This is a genomic window from Arthrobacter glacialis (assembly GCF_002909445.1).
Classification (GTDB): domain Bacteria; phylum Actinomycetota; class Actinomycetes; order Actinomycetales; family Micrococcaceae; genus Specibacter; species Specibacter glacialis.
The window spans coordinates 1-25250 of record NZ_PPXC01000025.1 but is presented as its reverse complement, the minus strand read 5'-3'; the positions used below and the strand labels follow the sequence as shown (position 1 = coordinate 25250).

The 25250-nt window shown below is 58.4% G+C and carries 26 protein-coding genes and 2 pseudogenes; 19 read left to right on the top strand and 9 right to left on the bottom strand.

All coding sequences use genetic code 11. The annotated features are described in order from the left end of the window. The first annotated feature begins 428 nt into the window (after window positions 1–428). Complete coding sequence (locus CVS27_RS19680; RefSeq protein ID WP_103467545.1) at window positions 429–1112, top strand: DUF4166 domain-containing protein; 684 nt, start codon at window positions 429–431, stop codon at window positions 1110–1112. Window positions 1113–1284: 172 nt separating this feature from the next. Here CVS27_RS19680 and CVS27_RS19675 read toward each other — a convergent pair whose 3' ends face one another. Further along, entirely contained in the window at window positions 1285–1983 is a 699-nt protein-coding gene (locus tag CVS27_RS19675; RefSeq protein WP_103467544.1) for a helix-turn-helix transcriptional regulator, read from the bottom strand. A 73-nt stretch (window positions 1984–2056) separates the two neighbouring features. Between CVS27_RS19675 and CVS27_RS19670 the strand changes: the two genes are divergently transcribed. From CVS27_RS19670 to CVS27_RS21100, 4 genes are all read left to right on the top strand, one after another. Next, on the top strand, window positions 2057–2806 hold the full coding sequence (locus tag CVS27_RS19670; protein WP_103467543.1) for an alpha/beta fold hydrolase: 750 nt from the start codon (window positions 2057–2059) through the stop codon (window positions 2804–2806). Between the two features lie 342 nt (window positions 2807–3148). After that, window positions 3149–3952: a TY-Chap domain-containing protein gene (locus tag CVS27_RS19665; RefSeq protein WP_103467542.1), complete on the top strand. Its 804-nt coding sequence runs from the start codon at window positions 3149–3151 to the stop codon at window positions 3950–3952. Window positions 3953–4198: 246 nt separating this feature from the next. Beyond that, window positions 4199–4786, top strand: a complete 588-nt coding sequence (locus tag CVS27_RS21105) for a hypothetical protein (RefSeq protein WP_207767593.1) — start codon at window positions 4199–4201, stop codon at window positions 4784–4786. 33 nt (window positions 4787–4819) lie between these two features. After that, on the top strand, window positions 4820–5158 hold the full coding sequence (locus CVS27_RS21100; RefSeq protein ID WP_207767592.1) for a hypothetical protein: 339 nt from the start codon (window positions 4820–4822) through the stop codon (window positions 5156–5158). Here CVS27_RS21100 and CVS27_RS20610 read toward each other — a convergent pair. Continuing rightward, a complete protein-coding gene (locus CVS27_RS20610) occupies window positions 5123–5359 on the bottom strand; it encodes an SDR family NAD(P)-dependent oxidoreductase (protein ID WP_133159161.1) in 237 nt (78 codons plus the stop codon). The genes CVS27_RS21100 and CVS27_RS20610 overlap by 36 nt on opposite strands. 191 nt (window positions 5360–5550) lie before the next feature. Here CVS27_RS20610 and CVS27_RS19655 point away from each other — a divergent pair, with 191 nt between their 5' ends. Further along, window positions 5551–6057 (top strand): GNAT family N-acetyltransferase, encoded by a 507-nt coding sequence (locus tag CVS27_RS19655; RefSeq protein ID WP_103467541.1) that lies wholly within the window; start codon window positions 5551–5553, stop codon window positions 6055–6057. A gap of 337 nt (window positions 6058–6394) precedes the next feature. On the opposite strand, the gene CVS27_RS21095 is transcribed toward CVS27_RS19655, so the two are convergent. Both CVS27_RS21095 and CVS27_RS21090 read right to left on the bottom strand, forming a co-directional pair. Further along, window positions 6395–6796: an ASCH domain-containing protein gene (locus tag CVS27_RS21095; RefSeq protein ID WP_207767591.1), complete on the bottom strand. Its 402-nt coding sequence runs from the start codon at window positions 6794–6796 to the stop codon at window positions 6395–6397. Window positions 6797–6832: 36 nt separating this feature from the next. After that, window positions 6833–7102, bottom strand: a complete 270-nt coding sequence (locus tag CVS27_RS21090; protein ID WP_207767590.1) for a cytidine deaminase — start codon at window positions 7100–7102, stop codon at window positions 6833–6835. Between the two features lie 1085 nt (window positions 7103–8187). Between CVS27_RS21090 and CVS27_RS19640 the strand changes: the two genes are divergently transcribed. Then, entirely contained in the window at window positions 8188–8694 is a 507-nt protein-coding gene (locus CVS27_RS19640; RefSeq protein WP_243400291.1) for a GNAT family N-acetyltransferase, read from the top strand. 400 nt (window positions 8695–9094) lie between these two features. Here CVS27_RS19640 and CVS27_RS19635 read toward each other — a convergent pair. Beyond that, window positions 9095–9482: pseudogene (locus tag CVS27_RS19635) on the bottom strand (Clp protease N-terminal domain-containing protein); the annotation flags it as partial. Between CVS27_RS19635 and CVS27_RS21415 the strand changes: the two are divergent. The 4 genes from CVS27_RS21415 to CVS27_RS19620 all read left to right on the top strand — a co-directional run bounded on the left by CVS27_RS21415 (window position 9429) and on the right by CVS27_RS19620 (window position 11952). Then, window positions 9429–9620 (top strand): hypothetical protein, encoded by a 192-nt coding sequence (locus tag CVS27_RS21415; protein ID WP_243400292.1) that lies wholly within the window; start codon window positions 9429–9431, stop codon window positions 9618–9620. The pseudogene CVS27_RS19635 and the gene CVS27_RS21415 sit on opposite strands and share 54 nt — an antisense overlap. 105 nt (window positions 9621–9725) lie before the next feature. Continuing rightward, on the top strand, window positions 9726–10262 hold the full coding sequence (locus CVS27_RS19630) for a hypothetical protein (protein WP_133163000.1): 537 nt from the start codon (window positions 9726–9728) through the stop codon (window positions 10260–10262). A 176-nt stretch (window positions 10263–10438) separates the two neighbouring features. Then, a complete protein-coding gene (locus tag CVS27_RS19625; protein ID WP_165788363.1) occupies window positions 10439–10915 on the top strand; it encodes a GNAT family N-acetyltransferase in 477 nt (158 codons plus the stop codon). Between the two features lie 152 nt (window positions 10916–11067). Continuing rightward, window positions 11068–11952, top strand: coding sequence for a PhzF family phenazine biosynthesis protein (locus CVS27_RS19620; RefSeq protein WP_207767589.1), 885 nt, complete (start codon window positions 11068–11070; stop codon window positions 11950–11952). Between the two features lie 289 nt (window positions 11953–12241). Here CVS27_RS19620 and CVS27_RS19615 read toward each other — a convergent pair whose 3' ends face one another. Then, complete coding sequence (locus CVS27_RS19615) at window positions 12242–13009, bottom strand: GNAT family N-acetyltransferase (RefSeq protein WP_207767588.1); 768 nt, start codon at window positions 13007–13009, stop codon at window positions 12242–12244. A gap of 135 nt (window positions 13010–13144) precedes the next feature. Between CVS27_RS19615 and CVS27_RS19610 the strand changes: the two genes are divergently transcribed. Continuing rightward, window positions 13145–13633: an NUDIX domain-containing protein gene (locus CVS27_RS19610; protein WP_103467536.1), complete on the top strand. Its 489-nt coding sequence runs from the start codon at window positions 13145–13147 to the stop codon at window positions 13631–13633. A 74-nt stretch (window positions 13634–13707) separates the two neighbouring features. On the opposite strand, the gene CVS27_RS19605 is transcribed toward CVS27_RS19610, so the two are convergent. Further along, a complete protein-coding gene (locus CVS27_RS19605) occupies window positions 13708–14712 on the bottom strand; it encodes a phosphotransferase (RefSeq protein ID WP_103467535.1) in 1005 nt (334 codons plus the stop codon). A 686-nt stretch (window positions 14713–15398) separates the two neighbouring features. Here CVS27_RS19605 and CVS27_RS19600 point away from each other — a divergent pair. From CVS27_RS19600 to CVS27_RS19585, 4 genes are all read left to right on the top strand, one after another. After that, window positions 15399–15884, top strand: a complete 486-nt coding sequence (locus CVS27_RS19600; RefSeq protein ID WP_133159208.1) for a hypothetical protein — start codon at window positions 15399–15401, stop codon at window positions 15882–15884. A gap of 759 nt (window positions 15885–16643) precedes the next feature. After that, the gene (locus CVS27_RS19595; RefSeq protein WP_103467533.1) at window positions 16644–17156 is read left to right on the top strand and encodes a hypothetical protein; all 513 of its coding nucleotides are present in this window, start codon (window positions 16644–16646) and stop codon (window positions 17154–17156) included. Window positions 17157–17867: 711 nt separating this feature from the next. Further along, window positions 17868–18494 carry a hypothetical protein gene (locus tag CVS27_RS19590; RefSeq protein WP_133159207.1) on the top strand — a complete coding sequence of 209 codons (627 nt, stop codon included), beginning with the start codon at window positions 17868–17870 and terminating at the stop codon, window positions 18492–18494. A gap of 97 nt (window positions 18495–18591) precedes the next feature. Further along, complete coding sequence (locus tag CVS27_RS19585; RefSeq protein ID WP_243400290.1) at window positions 18592–21012, top strand: signal peptidase I; 2421 nt, start codon at window positions 18592–18594, stop codon at window positions 21010–21012. Window positions 21013–21325: 313 nt separating this feature from the next. On the opposite strand, the pseudogene CVS27_RS19580 reads toward CVS27_RS19585, so the two are convergent. Continuing rightward, window positions 21326–22527, bottom strand: a pseudogene (locus tag CVS27_RS19580) (IS3 family transposase). A 317-nt stretch (window positions 22528–22844) separates the two neighbouring features. Between CVS27_RS19580 and CVS27_RS19575 the strand changes: the two are divergent. The 3 genes from CVS27_RS19575 to CVS27_RS19565 all read left to right on the top strand — a co-directional run bounded on the left by CVS27_RS19575 (window position 22845) and on the right by CVS27_RS19565 (window position 25005). Beyond that, window positions 22845–23249: a nuclear transport factor 2 family protein gene (locus CVS27_RS19575; protein WP_103467530.1), complete on the top strand. Its 405-nt coding sequence runs from the start codon at window positions 22845–22847 to the stop codon at window positions 23247–23249. A 160-nt stretch (window positions 23250–23409) separates the two neighbouring features. Next, window positions 23410–24684 carry a DUF2254 domain-containing protein gene (locus tag CVS27_RS19570; RefSeq protein WP_165788214.1) on the top strand — a complete coding sequence of 425 codons (1275 nt, stop codon included), beginning with the start codon at window positions 23410–23412 and terminating at the stop codon, window positions 24682–24684. 135 nt (window positions 24685–24819) lie between these two features. Then, a complete protein-coding gene (locus CVS27_RS19565; protein WP_133159206.1) occupies window positions 24820–25005 on the top strand; it encodes a hypothetical protein in 186 nt (61 codons plus the stop codon). A gap of 67 nt (window positions 25006–25072) precedes the next feature. Here the strand turns inward: CVS27_RS19565 and CVS27_RS21705 are convergent. Then, the coding region (locus CVS27_RS21705; RefSeq protein WP_165788362.1) for a hypothetical protein at window positions 25073–25250 on the bottom strand (178 nt) is incomplete at its 5' end.

Sequence of the window (25250 nt, the reverse complement as noted above, 5' to 3'; positions counted from 1 at the left end):
AACTATGAGCCGGGCATGGGGCTGGTGGGGAAGGCATTCGACAGCTCGATCATCCGCCCGGCGCTTGGCTGGGCCACGGCACTAAGTTTTGACCGCCTTCGCTTGTGGGCCGAATCGGATCTGGAACCCCAAATCTCTCGGAACCGCTGGTTCCTGGACGCCGGAGCAAGGACAGGCGGCGTACTAGTGGCAGTTGGGCTCTTTCGCCGGGCACTGTCTAAGCGCAGCACAGCGATGGCAGCATTGAGTGGTGCAGCAGTCGCGATCGCATGCTTCGCCGAGCCTCATTGGTCAGTCCCACGAGCCGGGCGATGCCTACGCAACGCACCGGATGAACGGTCAGGACGTGCCCCCTCGACACTCGCAGGCCTACGAGAGCCCGACCATGCAGGAATTGCTAACAAGCAACCGAAGGAGAAGAAATAGGTATGCCCTCGATTTTTGAAATTGAACTGGGAGAAGACTTTCATCGCCTGCATCCTATGATGCAGAAACGCTTCGGTGTTGATGTGGAGTCCGGCTATGCCTGCGTGGGGACAGGCGTCTTTTCCGAGGTCCGCCGTGGAGCTTGGTGGACGGCGCCTTTTCTACGTTTTGGTGCCTTCCGCAACATCCTCTTTCCGGACCATGGAACCAACATCCCGTTCACGATCGAGAATTATCCCTACATTGACGGATTTGGGCGCCCTACCGTCACTTTTATCAGGACACTGAAAATGCCGGGCGCCAAGAAACGCCGCTTCGACGCGACCATGGTGCACAGCATGAAACGCGGCGCCATTGTGGATTACCTTGGCACCCACCAGCACCTTGCCACGGACCTACTTCTGGAAGTTCTCCCTGATGGTTCCTTGCACCTGCAAACGAGCGGGCAGCGGTTTTACGAGGGGCCCGTGGCATTCGACTTTCCTGCCATAGGCACCGGCACAGCCGACGTCTACGAGAGCTACGACGAGAGCCGCGGTGTATACACAATTCAGGCGCAGGTACGGAACCCGCTTTTTGGTTTCCTCTTCGGATACAAGGGCGAATTTACATGCCAATTCCCGGCCACTGTCGGCGAGGCAACACCAGTAGGCCTCAAACCTGTCCGGGAGGAAATACGGGAGTAGAGGCAACATCTGAAACTGACGCTGTCATCACTGAAGATGCGTTCCACATCCTCAGTGGCCGAACACGCCATCAATAGCGAGGCAACAGCCATGGATGCTGACTTCCTTCGACGGCTACGTCGAGGATCCGCTGGGCAGCCCTCGCCGTCCTGCTGAGCTTTGCTTCAGTGGTTCACTCGCCCCGTCCGTGCACCGGCCTAGCATTCACCGGGGGTAATCCAACCTCTTGGACGGTGTGGCCGCTACAGGCCGTCCTAGTCACGTTGGCCCGATCGATGCGTGACACGGTAAACCATCGCATTGCGCTACGCAGCCGGCACCAGCCAATGAGGTACCACTGGCCGTTCGTGGATGCGAACAGCACCGGTTCGACGTCGCGGGTGGTCATGGCGCCGTCTTTCGAAGTGTAGCGAATGCGAACTACGCGCTGCTCGGCCATCGCCTCTTCTAAAGCTGACTTTGTTGCGCGCAAAGATGAAGGAACCGAGTTGACCCAGACACGTTGGGCCAATTCTTCAGCTCCTTCTCGGGTTCTGGGATCGAGGACGTCGAGGATCTTCCGGATGCCGCTGGCTGCCAGATCTGCGAAGGGGGCATCGGGGGCAGCGGACACGGCCGCCATGAGCGCCACGGCCTGCGCTTGGGAAAGGTTGACAGGCGGTAAGGACGCACCGTCGGCCAATCCATAGCCACCTCCAGGGCCTGGGCGCGACCAAAGGAGCGCCCCGCTATTCTCCAACGCATCGAGGTCCCTCTTGACCGTGCGCACGGATACCTCGAACTCTCTCGCCAACCGTTCGGCGGAGACCCCCTGCGCTCCGCTGCGGCGCAACATCTCGGCTAGAGCATGGAGTCGTTCGGCACGCTTCACCGTTCAGACCTAAATGAATTCATGACATAAATAGTGACACACCCTTGTCTGAAGCACCTGCGAGAGTTGTGACATGACAACAACTACTACTAAGCGCAGCCCAACCATCATTCTCATCGCCGGCCACTGGCTGGGGGCCTGGGCGTGGGATGAGGTACTTGAACACTTGAAAACCGACCACTCTCGTGCAATCGCAATGACGCTTCCTGGTCTTGATGCGGACGATCCTGAACGTGCGACAAAGACTCTCGACGACCAGGCAGAAGCGATCCTAGGCGTCATTTCTCAACAGGGAAATCAGCCCGCGATTCTCGTCGCCCACAGTGGGGCTAACGCCCCCGTTAGCCTCGTCCTTGACAGGCGCCCCGAGCTTGTCCACGGGGTAGTGTGGGTCGACTCCGGCCCTGTGGCGGCGGGCAGTGTCTTCGCCCCCGACTTCCCGGATGAGTTGAATGAGTTGCCGCTGCCGTCGTTCGATGTGCTCGGGCAACAGGCGAGCCTCGAAGGCCTACGCACAGAGGTCCTCGAGCGTTTTCGGGCTCTGGCGGTCCCTGAGCCGGGTCCAGTGGTTCGGCAGCCCGTCGAGCTCACAAACGAGGCCCGCCGCAACGTCCCGACCACCCTGGTGTGCTGCTCGATCTCGAGCGAACAGGTGATGGAGCTGGTCCAAGTAGGCCATCCAATATTTGCGGAGGTCGCGAACCTCAAGCGGCTCGACATCATCGACCTGCCCACGGGGCACTGGCCCATGTGGAGCCGACCCCTCGACCTTGCCAAAGCCATTCACTCAACGGCTTCAAGAGACAACCAAAAACGCAAGTAACAAGAAATGGGAGAGGGGCAGCTGAATGCGGCTGGCTCTCTCCCATTTCGCAGAACATGCGCGGCCGCAGAGTTGAGCGTCTGAAAGGACAGAGCCCGCTAGGCCGACGCTAAGCGGTTGACGTCGTCATTAGTGGGTGGAAACAGGTGGCTGCCCGCAATAATGTCTGGTCCCATTCAGTCGAATGAGTGTCCCACTCAACGTTCCTTTGCGGGGCACGTCATCTATACCACCGACGGCTACGGCCATACATTTTGGTCATCTCGAGAGTCATGAGTGAACGCTAGATTTTACTGCCACTACTTGGTAGCGTGACCGTAGCCATCGCTACCAGGGGGATAATTGGGCAATTTCGAGACTTTAGTTTTCGCGTCAGGATCATGGAAGAACGAAGAAGGAACCGACTGGCGACTTCGAATTTCCGTTCACGATAGCGACTTTGCCACCGTGGACTACCGGCCCGTTGCCGGCTCATCCGGTCGCTTCTTTTTAGGATTCCAACCCCGCGACTACTTCGAGGACCCGGCCGCGAGCGACCCTGTAGATCTGCAGGCCGAATCGTTCGGATTTTCCCAATGGGCTTCATCCGTTCTCGGTACCAATCTCGCTGCAACAGAATTGCTCGCTCTCATGGCACCGGAGGGCGTTGAAGACCCCATGGACGTTGTTGTCGAGGACACCTTGGTTCGACTGCTCAATCTGCTCGGCATGCCTATGCCCACGTGGTTGGCACCCGAGGGCCCGTTCGCAGAGACAGAACTGGCTACTCATGAACCTGGACGGGACTGGGCGGAAATAGCCCGGGAATTAGCTTGCTTCCTTAAAGGAATGACTAGTCGCAGATACTTGCTGGTTACCTACGACATCGGACTTCGTGATTACTCGGTCTACGGTCAGTTCGCCATCAACGAGGGTAACTTTCAATGCGAGGTCGTCTCCGAGCAGTTCTTGCCAGCCGCCGTTTGGCCAATTAATGACGGCTACCTTCGCCACGGCGGTTGGTCTTCGCCAGAAAATGGAAATCCCAACTGGTCTATGCGACAAGACCAACCCGAGAGAGCGGCCGATTCAGTACTGAGCGCCCTGCGATCTGGCCTCGGATGCACCGACCCACAATTGATCAGCCTTACCTTTGGCCGTTTCTAGTCCGTAGAGGGTTAGGCTATCGGGCACTCTGATTGAGTAGCTGGGCGCGAACTGACCGAGCCTTTCCAGCCAGCCTTCGTCGTCGATCTTCATCGAAGACTTGATCTCGCTCTCCTCCGAAACAAAGATGCTGTCACTGCCACTCGGTCTTTAAGTTGCCACAGCTACCGCGTCATGATTTATAGCGTGGCACGAACTAGGCTGCTAGCTTTTGAACCTATGTCGATTCGCCCGAAAGGCTCAACGATGACCTACTGGCAGACCATGCCTTCCACGTACAGCGACCGCCTCGGGGAGTTGGCGCAGACGCTATCGGCTTGCCGCGAGGCCTTCCACGAGACCGCCAACGAGTTTCACTGGGAACCGGCAGCAGGATCGGGCGCGGCTCAGGCAGCGATGTTCCTGCCATCGCCTGATCCGGTAATCGACAAGCCGATTGGCGAAACCGGCCACCGCCTAATCGCAGAGGCCATCCAGATTTTTCTCTTCAACACCGCGGCGCATTTGGGTAGTTGGGCTGCTCTACTGAGGGCTGCAGAGGTGGTTGCCACTCCGCCATTGCTTCTGCGCGCCGTAATCGAGAATTGCGCACACGCGGTGTGGGTGACCGGCAACGACCCCACAGAGGCTCCGGAAGACCGTCTTGCTCGCGCCTGCCTCGAGGAGTTGAAGAGCGCCGAGGAAGCCAAGATGAACGCCGGTCGTCTTCGCGGCAAGAGCGACCCCACTTACACCCGTACGGCGGACGCCTACAAGAAGGTCAAGGCGGACATTGCCGCCCGCTTCCGCGATTCGACTCCGGAGGAACTGAGCAAGTACCGGCTTCACGGTTAAGAGCTGCCGGGCCTTGAAGACTCCGTCAAGTGGATGTATGACCTCACCGCCAGCTTCGGTGGCACTATTGATGCGACTGTGGCCTCGGGCATATATGGGCTGCTCTCGAACCTCACCCACCCGACCCTCTACACGGTGAGAGAGATGCGTGGCTGGACTAAGGACGAGAAGACAGGCCGCAACGTCGCCAACGTTTACGTCACTATCGAGTCGGTTGAGAAGGACGTTCGTGCAGCGCTAGCGGCCTTCTACAACGCTATGAACTACGTGACTGGCTACTACGGTTGGCCCGAGACGGCCCTGAGGACTCTTGAGAGTAAGATCGAAGCGGTGATCCTAGACTTCTTCATTGCCGCCCCCGACGACGAGTGACAAGGTCTCCCAATCGCGGTGGACGAGTGCCGCCGAGCGGGATGGCTGGACCGTTGTGACGTCCGCAGATCCGGCCCCGGCTTTCAGGACCTCTGGTGAGCGCGTGATCGCGACAACGCTCCAACCGGACTCCGAGAACTCTTGCACCAAGGAACACCCAAGTCCTCGATTGGCGCCAGTGACGACGGCCAGCTTCTTCATCCCTTCAGGCTGGTCCTCGCACGAGTTCCGCGGTTGCGCTGAATCGTGTCCCAGTGAGCGTTCCCCCAGCGAGATGAAGTGATCGATGCCTCACCAACGCGACATCACTAGGCGACACCTCGTCGCTGACCGCCTTTTGGGACATATTTGACGTGCACCCTTCGTAATATCGGTGAGTTAGGGTGGGATTCATGGAAGACAACGAAGTCAAAGTCCGAGAAGCAATTGCCAACGACAAGTCAACTCTGGCTTTGGCAGCTTTCGAGGCAATGAACTGGAACGGCACCGCGCGCTTCACCCACGAAGAGTTCGCAACCAATACGGATCTTTCGCGCTACCTCAAGGGTTGGCCGCGAGTCGGTGACTTCGGCGTCGTGGCACAGACGCATGACGGTGTCCAGATTGGTGGAGCATGGTGTCGGACCTTCGCCCCAGACGACGCCGGCTATGGCTTTATTGCAGAGGACATTCCTGAACTGACCATCGGAGTCCTGCCTGGCCACCGCGGTATAGGTGCTGGCACGGCTCTCATGGCAAGCCTCATTACAATCGGACGCTCACGCGGACTGCGAGCTATCAGCCTCAGCGTTGAAGACGGGAACCGTGCCCGGGCGCTTTATGAGCGCCTAGGCTTCGTCAAAGTCGGTCGCAACGGTGGCTCGGATACAATGCTTCTCCAACTCGACGCTCAGAATTAAGCACGGCATTTTCGCGATTCATTTCGGGCAGTCGCCGCCGTTTGCTCAGTGTGAGGCCCTGCCCATTGCGGCATCTACAAGAGCCATTTCTTAGTTCAGAGCTTTGCTTCGGCATCCCCTACAGCCATTGCAGTCGTGGTGTTTGCGACCTCACGGAAAACCAGTCCGGCGAGGTTAAATGATCGTTCCACTACGGACAAAAATCAGATTGTTTTGGGAATCCGATCATCCCCACAAACAATGTCTGATGTAAAAGTGATGCCCTTGAAATCGTGTCCCGCAGGAGGTTCCCGGAACGGGCAAAGTCGTTGCACCAACGCTCAGAAGTGAAGGCGAATCAGGCAACTTCAAATGCGACTACGCCGACCTCATCTTCATCGGAGAGCGCAGGATAATGAGAACGAAGACCGCGGCGAAACTCCTCGACGGATGTTCCGGGTGCAAGACCAGCTTGTTCAGCTGTCATCTGATCGAGCTGATGGTATTGAACTTCTGTCACCCGTCCATCCAGTGTTCGATGCTCGGCGTCGTCCTCAAAAACGAAGGTGTGCGGACCCAGAGTCACCGGATCATCAAAGCGAACGGTCGTTACCTTAGTTCCATTCGCGACAACGTCGTAGTAACGCTTGTTGAATCTCAGTAAGCGACGAGAATCTGCATCCGGGAAGAAATACGTGTCTGGGAGCACCTTTCGAATCGGGCGCATCTTCGGGCCCTTATCCGTCGGTACAGCCACCATGACGTCAGGATGAATGTCCAACATAGCTTGCCGGCATCACCCGCACGGCGATATCAGCCCACGTCCACCATCGCCGGCAGCAGCCATCGTTATCAACGGTCCGGCATCCGCTGTAGCAGCGATCCCCATGACGACCAACTCGGCGCACGGTCCGCCCGTGAAGTGGTAAACATTCACAGCACGATGAATAACGCCGTTCGTATCCATCGCCGCAGCCGCGACCGTATGGTTTTTGTTTGCTCCGAGCGTCGCTGCCAGTTCTTCGGCTGCCGCAATGACTCTCAATTCTGATTCAAATGGGTCCATGAACAACAGTCTGCCGCACTGTGAATGTAATGCCGGCCATCAATCCCCCGCCATGCAGATGGACATTGAATGCAAATAGTTGTCTGCCCTAATCATGTCACGCAAGACGTTCCCTCGCGGTGCATGCATTAGCTGGTGTTCGTGGTCCAAGTCCCACGGCCTAGAGTCCTGAAATCCGACCGGCTTATGGGACAGTTTGAAGACCTCTGTACTGGATACTCCTTGCGAGACGCTTGGCACCTGGTTGGATTTAAGTTCGGCGGTATTTGATTCCTCGTTCGCGATAGAAAAGACCCACTCGATCTGTTGACGAACGGCCCCGTCCGCTAGGGTGCCTACTATGGGACCATCGACACCACCCACGGCCACTACTGGTATCGACTGGAAATTTCGAGCCAAGAAAACGGCCCCGTCTCGCCTAGGGATACTTGGGTTGACGGCCCTGCTGATTGCAATATCAGGCTGCGCCAGCCTCCAACCCTCCTCGACCACGACCCCGTCTGCCAACTCGTCCTCCTCGCCAACCGCCAAGTTGGCCGCGCTCCCCGAGGCGAAAACTACCGTTGACTGCAAGTTGTCGCGTCCAACTGAAGACCCTCGCCCAAACCAGGCCGACGATCTGGCACTAGGCCCGCTGCTCTACCCTGGGCTGATAGATTGGTATCCTCAAGCGCTCCCTGATGCGGTGAACGGGATCATCTTTGCAAAGATCGGGGCCCACCTCACACCGGGTGCAACGGTCACGGTCCCTATAGACCCCGAAGTCAGCAACTGGGCGAGCATCATTACGGAAGCCGGGCCACGGGCCGGATATCTGTCCGTGACGTACAAAAGCTGCCCAGCCCACCAGCACCCAGAGGGGTACTGGTATGTCGGAGGGTTCGCCCTCAGGAACCAAAGTTCTGGATGCCTAGCACTCAACGTACAAGTACACGGGGAAGCTACTATCCGGCGGACCGTAATTTCCTTCGGGGACAAAGTCTGCACCTGACAGTTCAAGTATTTGTGTGTCCCGCAGCGGGTTCGGCTACGCCACACGATAAGCGCCGGGTGGTCATGTCCAGTCGAAGTGGGATGCTGGTTCTGTGGAATCAAATACAAACACCGATGCATCAGTCATTGACATTCATCCATACGGCCGCGCCGACGCGGCAGACACTATGGCGATCTTCCTTGCCGCAGTGACCGAAACCGCTGCCGCCGATTACTCACCAGAGCAGATTCAGGCGTGGGCACGGCCAGAAGCACGCGAACTATCCACCTGGCACGCCGCGATGCACGGGCGGAACAGTTACGTGGCGACCGTGGATGGAGAGCCAGCAGGTTTCTCCGACATAGACCCGCAAGGGTATATAGACATGATGTTCGTAGCCCCTCGCTACCTACGGCTCGGCGTGGCAAGGCAACTTCTCGGCCACGTGGAGTCCAAAGCACGCGCAGATCACCTGACGGCACTGACCGCCGATGTCAGCATCACAGCCCGACCCTTCTTCGAGCGCCACGGATTCGTCGTCGAAGCAAAACAACATCCTGTGATGGTCGGAGTGCAGCTAACGTACTACGCGATGAAGAAGAACCTACTCGGCAACTGATCCGCACCGGGAATCAGGCTTCTCCCAGCGGCAAGAGTCCCACTCAAGGTTCCGCTTGCGGGACTATCCTTTTATCTCGTTTTTTGGATAATGCCGGATAAAAACTGATGGAGCAGACACCAATCAGGACATTCCCCGTTCGATCATGCAATCGATGTTCAATCAGTTTCTGCAATGGCATCGCCTTGGCCATCCGCTGCCGGAAATCCTCAGACATCCCATTGATGGTCCCCGGCGGGATGCTCCTGGGCAGTCGAGTGTTCAGGCTGGCGCTCGGGCTCATCGCCGTTTCGACAGGTCATGGATACGACCGGCTTCGCCGTAAGTAAATATCGGGGCGGGGCCGCGATAGGAATGTGAACGTCGCGAATGCCCCTGAGGTATCCGATCAGTCGTCGTCGGCCCCATCGCCCTGGTAGCCGGCGAGTAATTGGATGACCTGATGGCGCAGGCGGCCCAGGTCTGCTCCGAGCTCCACCAGCACCTGCGCAGCCACGCCTTCGCATTCGCGGATCAGTCCCAGGAGGATGCGCTCCGTGCCGATGTAGTTGTGGCCCAGCTGCAGGGCCTCATGCAGCGAAAGTTCCAGCACCTTCTTGTCGGCCGGAGTGAACGGGAATGTGCCCGCTGGGAGCTTGCTGCCCCTGTCCAATAATCTCTTGGACCTGTTCCCGGACACCATCAAGGGAGATGTTCAAGGACTCTAAGGCCTTTGCGGCAACACCTTCACCCTCGTGGATGAGGCCGAGCAGAATATGCTCCGTGCCGATGTAATTGTGGTTGAGCATGCGGGCCTCTTCTTGGGCCAGCACAACAACGCGTCGGGCTCGATCATTAAATCGCTCAAATATTTCGCTACGCTCCTTGCTACTGCCTACTCCGATGCTACCCAGCAGCTGGCAAGTGTGAGCATTTCTTTCCGCTAAAGGTTCCCATGCGAGACGGATTCATAGGCTGGCTGATCCACGCCGCAGTCGATCGACACCTTCTGGCCCCTAGCGATACGCTGCGTTCCGGCATAGCGTGGCAAGATGACATCCCCAGAACGGTTCATGAACGAAATTCCGCAGCCTGAAGCCATCGTTGACCTGGTCGAAGAAGCGATTCGACATCCTTGGCCCAAGAATCAGGCCGAAAAGAATGCCTTGTTCAAGCGTCTGGGATGGGGACAGGGAAAGAAGTCTCCCGCGAGCACTAATGATGCTCGTGACATCGCGGATCATTTTCACCTAGAACCAAGGGACGGCGGCCCTCCCATCTTCGCCACTTCGCGGGAACTTGACGGACTTATAGAATCAATCCATTTACAGATCCGGCTGGATTCGGCGCTGCCAGACCCCCAAGCAACCCAGTGCTTCGACGCCATTCTCCGTCAACTGACTAACCTCCACGGCGAACCAACCGTTCCATGGCACGGCCAGAGAGGCCTGCGGAAGATGTGGCACGTCAATGACATAGACATTGATATCACCTACAACGACAGCCGCAGCTCCCTCACAATCGGCATTCAGGACGAACGGTCCTTCGCCGAAGTGGAAGCCTACGCCCGAGCCAACAGCGCGGAATGAATTCCGCATCCTTCAACGGCTCCTTCGCCATTCACACAGTGGCGCCCTCTGTCTCGCAGCAGGTTCGCCATACGGGAGGTTCATTGCGACTCATTGCCAAGGGTAGGCGTGCAGATTCAGGACCATGCAGTGACCTTGATAAGTTGGTGATAACTCCTCCACCCCGAAAGGTTCCCATGCCGCACCCTCCCGCGATCACCCTGCGCCCATTCCACGAGGCTGACACGGCATTCTTCACCGGCAAGGCCTCCGACGAACGGGTGACCCGCTTCATCGGCGACGGCCAGCCCTGGGACGAACAAACCATCCAGGAACGCATTCGTGCGGCCCTCCAGGAAGACCCGCTCGACAGCGTTGGCGCCTCGCGTTGGTTCCTGGCCGTCGAGGCAAATGAGCCTGTCGGCATCGTGGTCTCGTCCCGCAAGGACGCGGGTGTTGAAGTCGGTTACTGGGTCTCCCCTGACCATTGGGGCCGCGGCATCGCCGGGGCCATGCCCGACGCTGCCCTGGCCAGCATCCCTGACATCTACCTCACTCGGGAGCTCTTCGCTCGCGTGGACCCCGCCAACGCGGTCTCGACTAAGTTGCTCACCCGCCGCGGATTCCAGCTGGACACCCACCACGAAGGGCTTGACCACTACATCCTGGTCTAGCGGTCAAGCCCAGTAAGGCCAGCCCACTAGCCACCGCAGCACAACAAGCCCCTATCCCACATACGGCCCATGCGATCCGGCTGTTTCGCATTGCCCGTTGTCATCGGACAACGGCTGCAACATGCGCTGAACCGGGTCCGAAAGGAAACGCCATGCAGAGCAAATCAATAGCAACATCCGAAGAGCAACAGGAACAGGCCAGCAAAGTCGTGAAGGTCCCCCTGGTACAGATCGATGCGTTTGCCGATGCACTCTTCGAAGGCAACCCGGCAGCCGTCATGGCCCTGCCCGAGTGGCTGCCCGATGCCGTGCTGCAGCAGGCGGCGACGGAGAACAATCTCTCCGAGACAGCATTCTTGGTTAAGGACCTGCCCGCAGGAATCCAAGCTCCGAACTCGGCCCACCCGGCATACCATCTGCGCTGGTTCACTCCAGCCGTTGAAGTGGACCTGTGCGGGCACGCGACCATGGCCGCAGCCTCCTACCTCTTTGACGACGTTCATCCCCAGGCCGAGAAGCTGCATTTTCACACCCGCAGCGGCTGGCTCGCGGTGACCCGTCCGGCCGAGGGTCAATACACTATGGACTTCCCCTCCGAAGTCCCCGCGCCGGTTGCCATCGACCCTGACATTGCCAGGGCACTTGGGGTACCGGTGACCGAGGCATTGAAGGCCACTGACCACATTTACATGGTCGAAGACGCCCAAACTGTCATCGATCTGACACCGGATCTCGCATTCCTGGCTTCATTGCCGGTGCGCGGGACCATTGTCACAGCCCCGGGCACCGGAACTGACTACGATTTCGTTTCCCGCTGGTTCGGGGCAGAGGCCGGCGTTTCCGAAGATCCCGTCACAGGATCCGCCCACTGCCAGCTCGCTCCGCTCTGGGCCGAACGTCTCGGCAAACAGGAGATGCTGGCGCGTCAGGCATCGGCCCGCGGCGGAACCGTGCACATCGAGTTCGCGGGCGAACGCACAATATTGACGGGGCGATGTGTCCGTTTCATGGAAGGCACTGCGATCCTTCCTTGCTGAGGCCATTCCCCGGGCCGGGTTCCCTCTTAGAAGGTCAAATTCCCTGCCATCGATGTCGCGTGCCTAGGCCAGATTTGATGGCAGGGATCTTGATTCGACCGTCCCGGTTCGCGTTCCCCTTACAGGAAACCCGACGCCCTATACTCCAATCAAAAGGTTCCCGCAGACATCCATTGATACCAACTATGCACGCCAGCGCACTCAAAGCGGCAAATAGTGAGAGATCGGATAACGCATTTCCCCATCAAAAGTTACTTTATGTGCGTCGGATGCACAGCTAATCAGATGCCTAGGCGCGGTTGCTTCCGCTGCGGCTTGATTCCTCGCCTGCTTGATCGCAGGGGTAGCCTGACAGGTCGATCCAGTACCTGCGCTTGACGCCTATTTCGGTGCTGCGTATATCTTCAAGGACGCCACCGTTTTTCTCTATTGTTCGGGCAGATGGCAGGTTCTGTTCATCACAGGTAAGCAGTACCCGTGTCAGGCCCATGCTGCGGGCGTGAGGGAGGATAGCTTTGAGGGCCCAGGTCGCAATGCCACGTCCGCGAGCTGTTGGCCGGATGTTATAGCCAATGTGGCCGACCGCTTCGAGCATGATAGGTGTTAGAACGTGCCGGAGTTCGATTGCTCCGAGGTAGGTTTCGTGCTCCACTATCCAGAACCTGCTCGTGTTCACTTGCACCCCGCTGAACAGCATTGCAGGATCAGCTGGCATAGTCAGGCGTTTTATCCAGGCTTCGAAGTCCTTAGTCGTTTCGAACCGGTCGCCAGGACGGATGCCCGAGCCGTCCTGGTGACCGTCGGGCCATTCTCCCTTAGCTTCTACCCATGACCTATGAAAGGTGACGGCCGGGTCGGCAAGTTTGAGCATGAAACACAGCATATCAAGGTCCCCGCAGACATCCATTGACATCCATTGACATCCATGATGCACGCCAGCGCACTCAAAGCGGCGAATAGTGAGAGATCGGATAACGAATTTCCCCAGCAGAAGTTTCTTTATGTGCGTCGAACGCATATTATCTGGACCATTAGCAAGATCTGTTTCACTAAACATGGACCACCGGAACTTGACTCGATCATGCCTGGGCGTCTTCATATCTTGTCCCGTATAGGGAGCACGGCCCATTCAAGGTTCGGCATCTGGAACTCGTCTGAAGATGCTCTTTATGACGTCCTGTAGGGTGACGGCATGACAGGTCCCCTTCTGCGCCACTCGGTAAGAGCTCTGATTCTCACTCCTGATCGTGATCTGCTGTTAGGCAGTCACGGAATCCCTGATGGTTTTGTCTGGGCCGCACCCGGCGGAGGGATCGAACCAGGCGAAACGCCGATTGAGGCGCTTACTCGCGAGCTTGAGGAAGAAATTGGACTCGACTTAAGTCGTCTTGAGCCACCTCTGGTTTGGCGCCAGGAAATCGTAGACAACTCCATATGCCATGGATATGAAGGCGTAGTCAATGACTACTTTCTGGTCGAGATTGATCGGTTCGAACCGCAAGGAGTCTGGAGTCCGGGGGCCCTGCTCAATGAGGGTCTCCATGATTTTTTCTGGTGGTCGTGGGAAGCAATTCAGAATGCCGGACCAATCCACCTTTTTTCTCCCCGCAACCTTGCAGAACTGTTCCCCTCAATCGGGCACGGTGACAATCTCCAGAAACCCTTGCTTCTGTCCGTCTAGTTCGTCCCGTAAAGCGTTCGGTTTGTGAAGCGCCATATTTCGATCCCCCGATTCAGTCCAGGGTTCTTCCGCCGTCACTCGCCTTCATTGTCCTCATTGTCCTCATTGAATGGATTGTCGATGGATGATGTCTGGCTGTGGGCGGAGATACGCTGTCGAAGCCAGCCCATGGCAGCGTCACCCTGCTGTTGCTGGAAAACTCGAACAGTCGGCAGGCCAAGCGGGGCCGGCCGCCGGGCAATGTCAATAAAATATGCTCCCAGCCCCGAAAGGAGACCATCAACGCTGCTCGCATCGGCCGTTGCAAACACAGGGTGGGATTGCAACACGGACTCCACATCGAAGATGGGGTCAAACACGCGTACGTTTACGAGAACCGTGAGCGCATCGAACCATCCCGAACCGACACAGGCCCAAGGCCAGTCCACGAGAATGGCCCCGTTGTCACGGGTGATCAAAACGTTGTCGGCCCGGACGTCGGTGTGAACCAGTGAATCACCGCCCAGATCCGACAGTCCAAGCTCTGCCAGGAGTTCCAAGCAGTCGAGGTTCCCAAGGATCCACGGGTCACAGGATTCCGGGAGATCCGCGCGGATGCGGGCCCAGCCTCCAAACTCGTCGCTCAACTCCTGCGAAAGTTCCGGCAGATGTTCTAGACCTTGAGGAATTGGCATCCGGGCTAGACCCAGCAGTGCATCAAGCACAAGTGTCAGCTCATTGGTGCGCCAGGGTATGTGAGGGTGGTTGCCTTCCACATCGGAGAGGACTAGCGCTATCCAGTCTCCGTCATCGAATTTTCCGATCAGTGACGCCGCGGGTAGCGTGCATGGCAGAGCGGCAGTAATTGCTGCTTCTTTCCTATGGATGGCCGGCGAGGCTTCGTTCAAGGCCGGATTCACCGCCTTGACGAAGGCCCGGAGCCCGGCTGCTGTGCGTACCCTGTCGGCAGTTCCAGGGGAAAAGCCTCCCTGCTGACCCATTGATTCCACGACAGGTGATCCCAGAATCTGTTCGATGCCAACTCGCACGTGCTCGGGCAAGTCGGTCCACCTGATGCGGGTGCTCCATTCCGGTTCCATGACTCTAATTGTTCCTGCAACGACCCATGCGTGGTCGTCATCAACACGCCGCAACTGACTCGTTGAACTGCGCTCTGCACGATGACTATCGCGTTTATCTATGGAAGTGTCCGGTGAAGGTTCCCATTATGGGAAACCCGACGCCCTGGACTCCAATCAAAAGGTTCCTGCAGACATCCATTGACACCAACGATGCACGCCAGCGCACTCAAAGCGGCGAATAGTGAGAGATCGGATAACGCATTTCTCCATCAGAAGTTACTTTATGTGCGCTGGACGCACAGGTGATCAAATGCCTCCGCGCGGTTGCTTCCGCCGCGACTGTCCCGTCTCATCTATAGTGAGCCTCGCTCACTACACCTGGACCATTAGCAAGATCTATCTCACTAAACATGGCCCACCGGAACATGACTCGATCATTCTTGGGCGCCTTCATTTCTTGTCCCATATGGGGCCCGCTGACCGGGCTTTATTGCGGGCGAGCATACGGGAATCGGTGGGATGTGGATTAACGCGGATTCTGAGTCAGGAGAATTTTGTTACCGCTTGCGCCGGTGCCAGACCGGCTTACGGGACGCTTCTGAACTCCGATCCGGAAAGACCCCATACCGGACGCAGCGACTGCTCCTTTATAGCGATTCCTGGGCGGAGGGGTCCTCTTTCAGATGTGGCGCTAGTGTGGGCTAATGACGATGATTATTTCAGCCCCTGGTGATCTCATTATTGCGACCAGCGATGGCATAGATGTGCGTTTTACCGGCATAGATCCAACATTCACGCTTCCAGCAGGAGTAGGTGAAGTGCCAGGCGACCGCGGTGTTGTCGTGTACTTTGAGGGCGTGCCGTGCCTCGAGACCCGCAACCGGGATCATCACCATCTCAAGGAAATTGAGCAATGGGCGAAGCAGCGGAAACTTCACGGTACCGAGGCTGCCGGGCGATTTCCGATCATGCCCGGCGAGCCCGTTCTCAGCCGGGTTAGAGTGCGGATCACGGACGATGTCGGCACTGAATACCGCTGGGCGGGCGGGAAAGTGGCCGGTACCGGGACTGAGTGGGACGGGTGTTGGGGCTATGCCCCGGAACCGCCGATGCGTGCGCAACTCCTCAATTTTGAGTTCACCCTTGACGGTGAGCCCACAGGGAAGAGCTGTCAGATCCAACTCAAATAGGCTTCACCCTGATGTGCGCATTTAGATTCTGCCTCCCGGGAAGGGCTGGCACGGCCAGAGGGCGGGCTGCAGTCAACGTTGGCTGAATTGGACAGAACAAGGTTGCGCGACAAATCTGAACCACATCGCAGCAACGGTTACCGCTACGACGCGGCACTATTCAACAGCAACAATAGTCATGTCCGTCCCGCTCACGGTCCGCGTACGGGAGGTTTAAGAGCATTGCGTTGTGGTTGGATGAATCATGAGAGCTTACAGAAAACCTGTGTACGCGACGTCCGGGACCCGCCTGACTCAAGGGCTCAATTGGGTGACGAGCATATCGGTCGCTGGTTTGGCAGTATCAATGTTCCTCGCATGGGATAACCCGCTGCTTCCACCCATGTTGGGGCTTTCGTTGGTTCTCGTGTTCTTCGTTGGTGCAACAACCAGCATCACTGGGCTGGCTGCTGTTCGAATGAAGAATCCTTTGAAGTCATCCCCCAGTAAACGCTAGGGATGAGATCGCCAGAGATTCGCATGTCAGGATTCCCAGCTAACCACCGGCAATCAGCAACTGGCTAGGGACGTTGGCGAGCGGGCGACGTTTTCGGAGCATAGACGTCCTCCGCTTGCGATCAGAGCAAGCAAGCATTGTTGACGATTCCAGCAATGGGAACTGCCGAGAAATCGATTGATTAGACCATGAAGCACTGAATCCGTCCCACTGAGGGTTCGGCTTGTGACCGGTCGCTCAGGGCGCCGAGGAAGGACGAGACCATGCGCGTGCTCTTTGACGGCCTAGTGTTCACGTCGTATGCGCAGATGACGCTGACGACGGGGATCGTCGAGCCGCCGATCCCCGATGGAGCGTTCATCGGTCAGGTGAACGGGCTGTGCGGGGCGACTGTCGCCGGGGCGCTGTTCCTCATCACGGCGACGCACACCGGCTGGGTTCCGGTGCGAGTCAGTATATGGGACGACGCGCCCGACCTCGGCGAGTGGGAGGAAGTGGTCGAGGCGAGCCTTGTCCCTTCGGGCGAGGCCGCGTTCGCCGGCTGGGCGGACGACCCGGTTGTGCGCTTCGATCTTCCCGGCCCCAGCTACCGGGTTCGGTGGAACGCACGGGGCATGGACGCCGGCCATGCACAGTCCAATGCCGATGTCGAGCATCCCGCGCCCGACTCTTACGAGCTGATGCTGTGGCCCGCGCCGCACTCCGCCGACGCGATTCTGCGGCGCACGGCGGCACAGGCCGCCTACTGGCACGACGAGGGATTCACTCGCCGCTAGCCGAGGGCACGTCCCGACTACTCCTGCAACACGGCAGGAATCAGCACCGGTCAGCAAAAGACTCCCCCACCTAGCCTTCCCCCTACCGGCGGATGAGTACGGCAACCTCGCCGTGCTTGGATGAACTACGAGAGCTTGCAGAAAGACTGTGTAAGCGACATCGGGGATTCTGCTGGCTCTTGTATCAGTTGTTGGCGTTCCTCTGGTGTACCTCGGACCCTGGAGGTCCTGTCCGGAGGCTGACAACAATATGGGCTGCCCAGGAACCTCGGGTGATATCGGCCTACTTGGTGTTGCTGTTATCGTTCTGGCCGCTGGGATAGTGCTTCTGGCCATCTCAGTTTCCATGCGGAAGGAGATAGTTCCGTCCGATGCTGCCGGATCATTTGGGGATGTTATCTAGCTTCGCTGAAAGTTCAGTCCCGGAAATCCAGCGGCGGTCTACCGCCTGCTTTGCATTGTCCGGTCAGCGTTCCCCTTACAGACTCGGCAGGGCTGTGCATCCGACTTATTAAAATGACAGACCGGTCAACAGCCCCAATTTTTGCTCTGGAAAGGGCTTCCTAAATTGTTACGGGTATTGTCAGGTTGCGCGTCACCGCCGTAGATTGGATGTGTCATCGCTTGGGGGCATACAGATATCTGGGAAGGTCTGTTTGGCATACCGGGCGAGTAGATAAACTCCGTCGGTTCTAAGACAAGGTCTCATTCATGAAAACCCCCTCTTCGCGTACTCGCAAGCTCGCCATGTTCGCTGCCGCGCCGTTAGCTGTGTTGATTGCCGGTGGAATGGTCTGGCAGGGCTCCCAAGCCGCATTTACTGCCTCAACCCGTAATGCCGGTAGTTCCTGGAGCTCTGGCAACGTAACCCTTACCGACGATGATCTTGGTGCGGCCGCGTTTACGGTGGAGAACATTGTCCCGGGCCAGACTGGCCAGAAATGCATTGTCGTCACCTCTCAGTCCAACGTTCCGGGCGTGGTCAAGCCCTACACGCAGAACCTGATCTCCGCGAAGGGCTTGGAGAGCCGGATCTTCTTCGATCTGGAGCAGGGCACCGGCGGATCGTTCAATAACTGCACCGGCTTCACCCCCAACTCCAACGACGTCCCGGAGATGTCGATCGCTCAGTTGGCCGCAAACGTGCGGGACTTCTCCACCGGTGGATCCTCTTGGCAAGTTACTGGCACGCCTGGTGAAACCCAGAGCTACAGGGGTACGTGGCGCTTCGATACAACCGGCCTGAGCCAGGACGAGATCAACACCTTTCAGGGTGCGCGTGTAGGCATCGATCTTGTGTGGGAACTCCAGTCCGACGCCTCCCCCACAACCCCGTAGCCCGGAGGCAACGGGGTTGTAATCTGTGAACCGGGAGGAACCCGGGTCCGCCCGGAGACCTTCCCGGTGGGCCCCACTATTTTCCGCTGATGGTTGGGTGCTTTTTCTGGCGTCCCTGGCATCGCGGCTGTATCTGGGCGTGTTGCTGTGCCTTGCCCTCATCGCGGTACTACCGGCTCTCTTCGGCTGGCACGGCACCGTGGTACAGAGCGGGTCCATGGAACCACATATCAGCGCCGGCGATGTGGTACTGGCGGCCGGTTTTGACGCTGCCCAAAAGGTCCCTGTGGGCGGCGTGGTGGAGTTCACCAGCCCGGCGGAGGCCGAGCCCAGCGGGGTGGAGAAAACGCGGCTGCACCGGATTGTCGCTGAGAATCCGGACGGCACCTTCGTCACGGCTGGTGATGCCAACGCCGAGGTGGACAGCACCCCACTCAAACGAGAACAGATCACCGGCCAGGCCAGGCTCCTCGTTCCTTTCGTCGGGCTGCCGGGCCTCTGGCTTGGACTCGGAAACCTTCCCGCACTTGCCTGGTGGAGCGTCCTGACGCTAATCGCCGTGGTACTGGCCGTTTTCTGGGTGCGGACACCGGATGAAGATGAGGAAACTGGCGACTCACCGGATGCCGCGGACGACTCACCGGAGGTGAGTTCCGAGAGCCCCTCAGAAGATGACGCCGCGTCTGCCCTACCCGCCCGCGCCCGCCATTTGAAGGCCAGCGCCGCCGTCGGCCTTGTTGGGGCTTTAACGGCTCTGGTGCTGGTCACCTCCACAACCTTCTCTTCGGCAGCATTCACGGCCGCCACGTCCAATACCGGGAGCACCTTCGGTACGGCAGCGGACTGGACTCCGCCGTCGGTCACCATCGCCAGCCCAGGGACAACGGTCAGGGCCAGTGTTTCCCTGACCGCGGCCGCCAGCGATGGTGAGACCGGCATCCGCAACGTGACTATCCAGTATCTACCGCCCGGCGGCGCGTGGACCCCACTGTGCACTCGGGAGGCGGAGCCCTATACCTGCCAGTGGAACACCCAGACTATGCCGGATGGCGCCTATAGCCTCAGGGCTATTGCTACAGACAACTCCGGCCTCACCACCACCTCGGCGACGGCTCAAACGACTGTGGCGAACTCGTTCGCCGTTATCCTTACGGCTCCCGAGGAAATCGTGCGAGGCAACACCATTCTGGGCGCGACTCTTTACAGTCCCGGCAGCACGGACTACTCCGTCCGGGTGGAATATTCCGTTGCTGGGGCCAACAAGTGGAACACGCTGTGCCTAACCGTTGCGGCCCCGTACCAATGCACCTGGGCCACCGGCACTTTCACCAACGACTTCTATGACCTCCGCGCAGTGGCCGTCGTGGGGCTCACGTCAAGCTACTCCGAACCCATCACCGACGTTCTGGTGGACAATGTGGCCCCTTCTGCGACCATGGGCGATCCCGGCTCACCGCTGCGGGGCGTCAGCACATTCACGGCCGTGGCCGCGGACGCCCAGTCGGGCATCAACCAAGTGCAGATTCAGTACGCCCGGACGGGCGCCAGCACCTGGACGCAGCTCTGCACTGTCACGGAATCACCATACTCTTGCCGGTTCGACACAACAGCTCTGGCGACCGCTCCCTACAGTTTCCGGGCCATTGCTACTGATGAGGCAGGCAACAGCACAACATCGACCCCGATCACCAACAGGTTGGTGGACAACACCGTGTCCTCGGTGTCGGTGGAGGACCCGGGGGCGTACCTGACGGGCAACGCAACCCTTAGGGCTGCCGCGAACTCGTCGGCCGGTGTGAGCACTCTCCGCATCCAGTCATCACCTGCCGGAACCAACACTTGGACTACTCGCTGTACCTTAGCTACGGCACCGTACTCGTGCGTGTGGGATACGCGGACCGCGTCGGACGGGCAGTACGATCTCAGGGCGGTCTTGACCGACGGCGCAGCCAAGGAAACCACATCTGCTGTTGTCTCTTCCCGGCGCGTGGACAACAGCCCGCTGCGCGGCGCAGACGTCCAGGCAGCCAACGGTTCAGGAATCCAAGGCCGGCTCGACGCCGGAGACACCCTAACCCTCTCCTACAGCCAGCAAGTTAATTTGGCGTCCGTCACTCCTGGCTGGGCTGGCTCGGCCCTACCTGTTACTGTGCGCCTCCGCGATGGAAACATTCAGGGATTGGGTACCGGCAGCAACGGCGACACAGTGGACATCCAGCGGCCCGGCAGCAACGTAAACCTCGGCTCAATAAACACGAAGGCGAACTTCGCCAAGACTAAAAAGACCGTCACGTTCAATGCCACCATGACGGCCAAAACTCTGATCACCGCAGGCGTACCCAAAACCGTTGTCACCGTTACGCTGGGAGCCCCCGCCAGCGGAGTCGGTAACCTCCGCACCTCGAGTACCATGGCTACGATGGTGTGGACACCCACAGCGTCCGTCACCAACCCCTCGGGCCTTACTAGTTCCATCGCACCCGTAGCCGAATCCGGCGCCCTCGACCGCGACTTCTAACCAGCACGAAAGCGTAGACTTCAGTCCAATATGGATCCAAGACGAAGGGCTTTCGCCGACGTGGAAGCTAACGTCCGCGACGACTAAGTGGGGAAAGAGTTTCGCATCCTTCAACGCCTCTCTCGCCACGACGTTTAGTGCATCGACTGTCCAGGAGCGTTCCCTTTACGGGAAACACGACGCCCTGGACTCCTATCAAAAGGTTCCCGCAGACATCCATTGACACCAACGATGCACGCCAGCGCACTCGAAGCGGCGAATAGTGAGAGAGGCGCCCGTCAAGTTTTTGAGACAGTGTGATTGATTTTTCTTCTCACGCCGCTGCTTGTTCGATCTGATTCTGGTACGCGGCCAAGGCTCGTGCCGGCGGCAGTCCTTGGTTGTAGGAATGGGGCCGTCGCCGGTTGTACCAAGACTAGATGTACTCCATGACCGATGTCCTTGCCGACATGTGATTGCCAAAGTCATGGTGGTGGTACATCTCAGCCTTCACGTGCGAGAAGGATGACTCGGCCACCGCATTGTCCCAACACGCCCCGACCTCGCCCATGGACTGGGTAATTTTGTTCCCGGCACACCACTTCTGGAAATCACCAGAGGTGTACTTGCTCCCGCGATCCGAGCCGAAAATAGCCCCATCAGGATGAAGCCGGCCGTGATCACGGGCCATGGTGATGGCATCCACGATAAGCTCCGTGCGCATATGGGAAGCCATGGACCAACCCACCACCATCCGGGTCGCCAAGTCGATAACCGTGGCCAGATACAGCCAACCAGCACCCGTGCGCAGGTAGGTAATATCCCCGACCAGCTTCGTTCCCGGCACCGTGGCAGTGAAGTCCCTCTTGCCGTCGGCATCGAGCATATGGTTCTTGATATGTTCAGTCCTGGCAGCAGGATCAACGACCGTGGTCTTCTCCCACGCCCGCATCCGAACTGCCCGCAGGCCCTGCTTGTTCATAACGGTCCCAACCGTTCCCGAAGCGACGGGTATCCCTTCGTGGTCCAGAATCGTGGTGATCTGGTCCCGGCCGGCCATGCCCTTCTCGCGCTTATAGACGCGACAAACATCCTCGGTGAGCTGCTTGTTGCGGGGCTGTGTCGGGGTCGGTTCCTGCGGCTTGCACCAGCGGTAATACTAAGACCTGGGAACCTTCAATTGCTGGCACATCCAGTCAATCTTGTAATGGGCCTTCTCCTGCCCGATAAACGTGTAGTAGTCGTCTATCGTTGCTTCGCGGCGAAGAAGGCACTGACTTTTCCCAGGAACTCAATTTCCCGTTTCAGCTCGGCATTCTCGGCCTGTATCGCCTTGCATTTCGCCCACTCCACCGGGCCCGGCTCATCGGCGGCCGCTTCCGGGTGTTCTTCCTGCCACACCCTTACCCAGTTCCCCAGGGCGCCATCACTGACACCAATTTCTTTCGCGACCTGAACGATCGGGCGGCCGGAGGAAATCAACAATTCAACAGCCTCGGCTTTGAACTCCGGACTGAACTTACGACGATTAGAAATGAAACAGATTCTCCTAAACTCTGTCTCAATTCACCATACGGGCGCACTCACGAATCTGTAGTTAACTGAGACAAGGCCTCGAGCGCATGACGTCCCATCATCGGCCTAATGTCGGGCGGGGCAAACGCGGCACCCAGACTCGCGGTACGCGATGGAAGCCGCGACGACCTGGGAGCTCCCGCTAGACGTCCGGCTTATGAGACAGAAGACGTTGTGCTGTTTGGGTATCCGTCCGGGGTGGATGAAATGTCCATTTAGGCGTTAGTCGAACATCTATTAATCGAATATAAATTCGAATACCCTGTTAGTGTTGGACTATGACTTCACAACCAGAGATTCAACCTGTTGTTAAACGCTATTTCGCAGCACTCGCCTCCGGTGACAACGATGCCCTCAAGGAGTGTTTCACCAGCAACGCGAAGTGGATTGCACCCGGTCGCCTCCCGAATTCAGGAACTTGGGAGGGGCCCGACGCAATCGTGGATGAATTTTTCCCGCTCGCCTCCGCTCAGATGACCCCAGGTTCGTTCTCTACAGAACTCGTGAGCGCGACTGTCGGTGAGGGGAATGTCGTCATCGAGTGGAAGTCCAGTGCGGAGACCACATCTGGAAAGGCTTACAAGAACTCATACATTGCCAATCTCATCATCTGTGATGACAGGATCAAAGAGGTGCGAGAGTACTTCGATACCCAGTACGGCGAAACCTTGTTCGCGTCCTGAGGTGCCTTGTCTTGAATGCGCACGGTCCCATGTCTGGTCACATATGGGACCGTGCACCCATTGGGGACCCACAACTTCGGTGTCCAGTAACGGTTCCCGATACCGGACACCGTAGTCGGATTCTCTGGTAGGTTTTCGCCCGCAGCAGTACCGTGAGGGGGTGAAGATCTCCCGATTTTTGACCAGCGTCCGTCAGAGCTTGTGGTTGGTGCCCGTGATATGCGTCGCATTTGGCATATTCCTGTCTTTGGTCACGATCGCTCTCGACCGCCATTTTGACTACAAGCTCATTCCCGAATCAGTCGTCGGCGGACCGGATGCGGCAATGGAGATTCTCGCGGTGGTCGCGGCGTCGATGATCAGCCTCGCCGCTCTCGTGCTGACCATCACCATGGTGGTCGTGCAACTTGCGATGGGCCAGTTCTCGCCGCGCATTGTGCAGCGCATCCTGCGGGACAAACCCAGCCAGTTTGCGATCGGCCTGTTCGTGGCCACCTTCGTACACTCTCTGCTCGCGCTTCGCGAAGTTGATCCCGGCAGTGAGGGTCAGGAAGGCACTGTACCGGGCCTCGCCGTGTTGACAGCATTCGTGCTGGTCGTTGTGAGCATTGCCGTTCTGGTCATCTACGTGCAGCATCTCGGCCAGACCCTGCGAGTTTCGGCTCTCATCGAACTCGTTGGTGACGATACACGCAAGCTGCTTGATCGTGTCTTCCCCGACAAAGGGGACGACGCAGCACCCACCGATGTCGCGAATCGTTCAATTGTCTCTCCCAAGTCCGGCGTCGTGACGACAATCGGTTACGAGCACATCATCGAGGAGGCGAAGCGGGCCGGATGCATTGTGGAACTGGTTCCTCGACTCGGTGAGTTTGTCCCCGCATCGGCTCCGCTATTTATCGTGCGTGGGGACGCACCGACCCTTGATGACAAGCGTTTGACAGAGGGAGTCGTGCTTAAGTTCGAGCCGACGCTCGACCAGGACGTTTCGTATGGTCTGCGGATGCTCGTGGACATAGCTGAACGCTCCCTGTCGGACTCGCCGTTCCAAGACCCATCGACTGCAGTACAGGCCATCGACCGACTGCACGACATTCTGCGACAACTCGCCCGTCGCCCGTTCCCCGACGGTCAGCACCGAGACGAAGACGGCGAGCTTCGACTGGTGGTGCGGGTGCTCGACTGGGACGGATTCGTTCACCTTGCCTTCGACGAGATCCGCATGGCCGGAGCAGGTTCGCCCCAGGTGGCCCGGCAACTTCGAATAGCGTTGTTCGATCTCAGGAGGATCGCGCTGACCGAACGCATCGCAGTCATCGACGAGCAAATCGATCTCCTCACGACGGCCACGATGGCGGTCATGGACGACGAGCGCGATGCACGAAGGACCTTTATCGATGACGAGAGAGCCGCCGATCGCCGCGACCACTCATGATGCCGACGCGGCGAGTAGAACCGTTAAGCATGATTTTAGCGCTGGCTCCGACGAATGATCACACTGAATACGGCCGCGGCTAGGAGGCCGGCGACCGCAAAACGTCAGTGCGGGTTGATCGCGGAGGAACTCTGTGTGCTTCTCCCAGACGCCAGTGATGGCGTCGTGGTTACGGAGATCATCGACTGCATCGGAGAGGTGCTCGCCGGCGTCCTTGGCCATGTTGCTGGCGGTGCCAGCGGCGCCGAGAGCAGGTCCGTCACCTTGTCGGTGGCCTGTTTGACGGCGTCGTTTGGGTCGGTTGCCATGATCGGGTCCTGAGCTGTCATTGATCACCTCGGCGGCATTTGGTGCACGCCGCCGACTTGGTGGTCCGGCACATACTTACTTACTTGGGCGCGAACCTGTCCCACACCCGGTGGTGTGCCAGTAACTGCCCAATCCCTTCCACCACTTCACCCGGGTAGCCATGCACTATTCCTGGGGCGTCGGCGGCCACGCCCGCAGCCTCCAGTGCAACTCCTGCCCCGCCCCAGCCGCCGATGGCCTTGGCATGGCGGTACGTC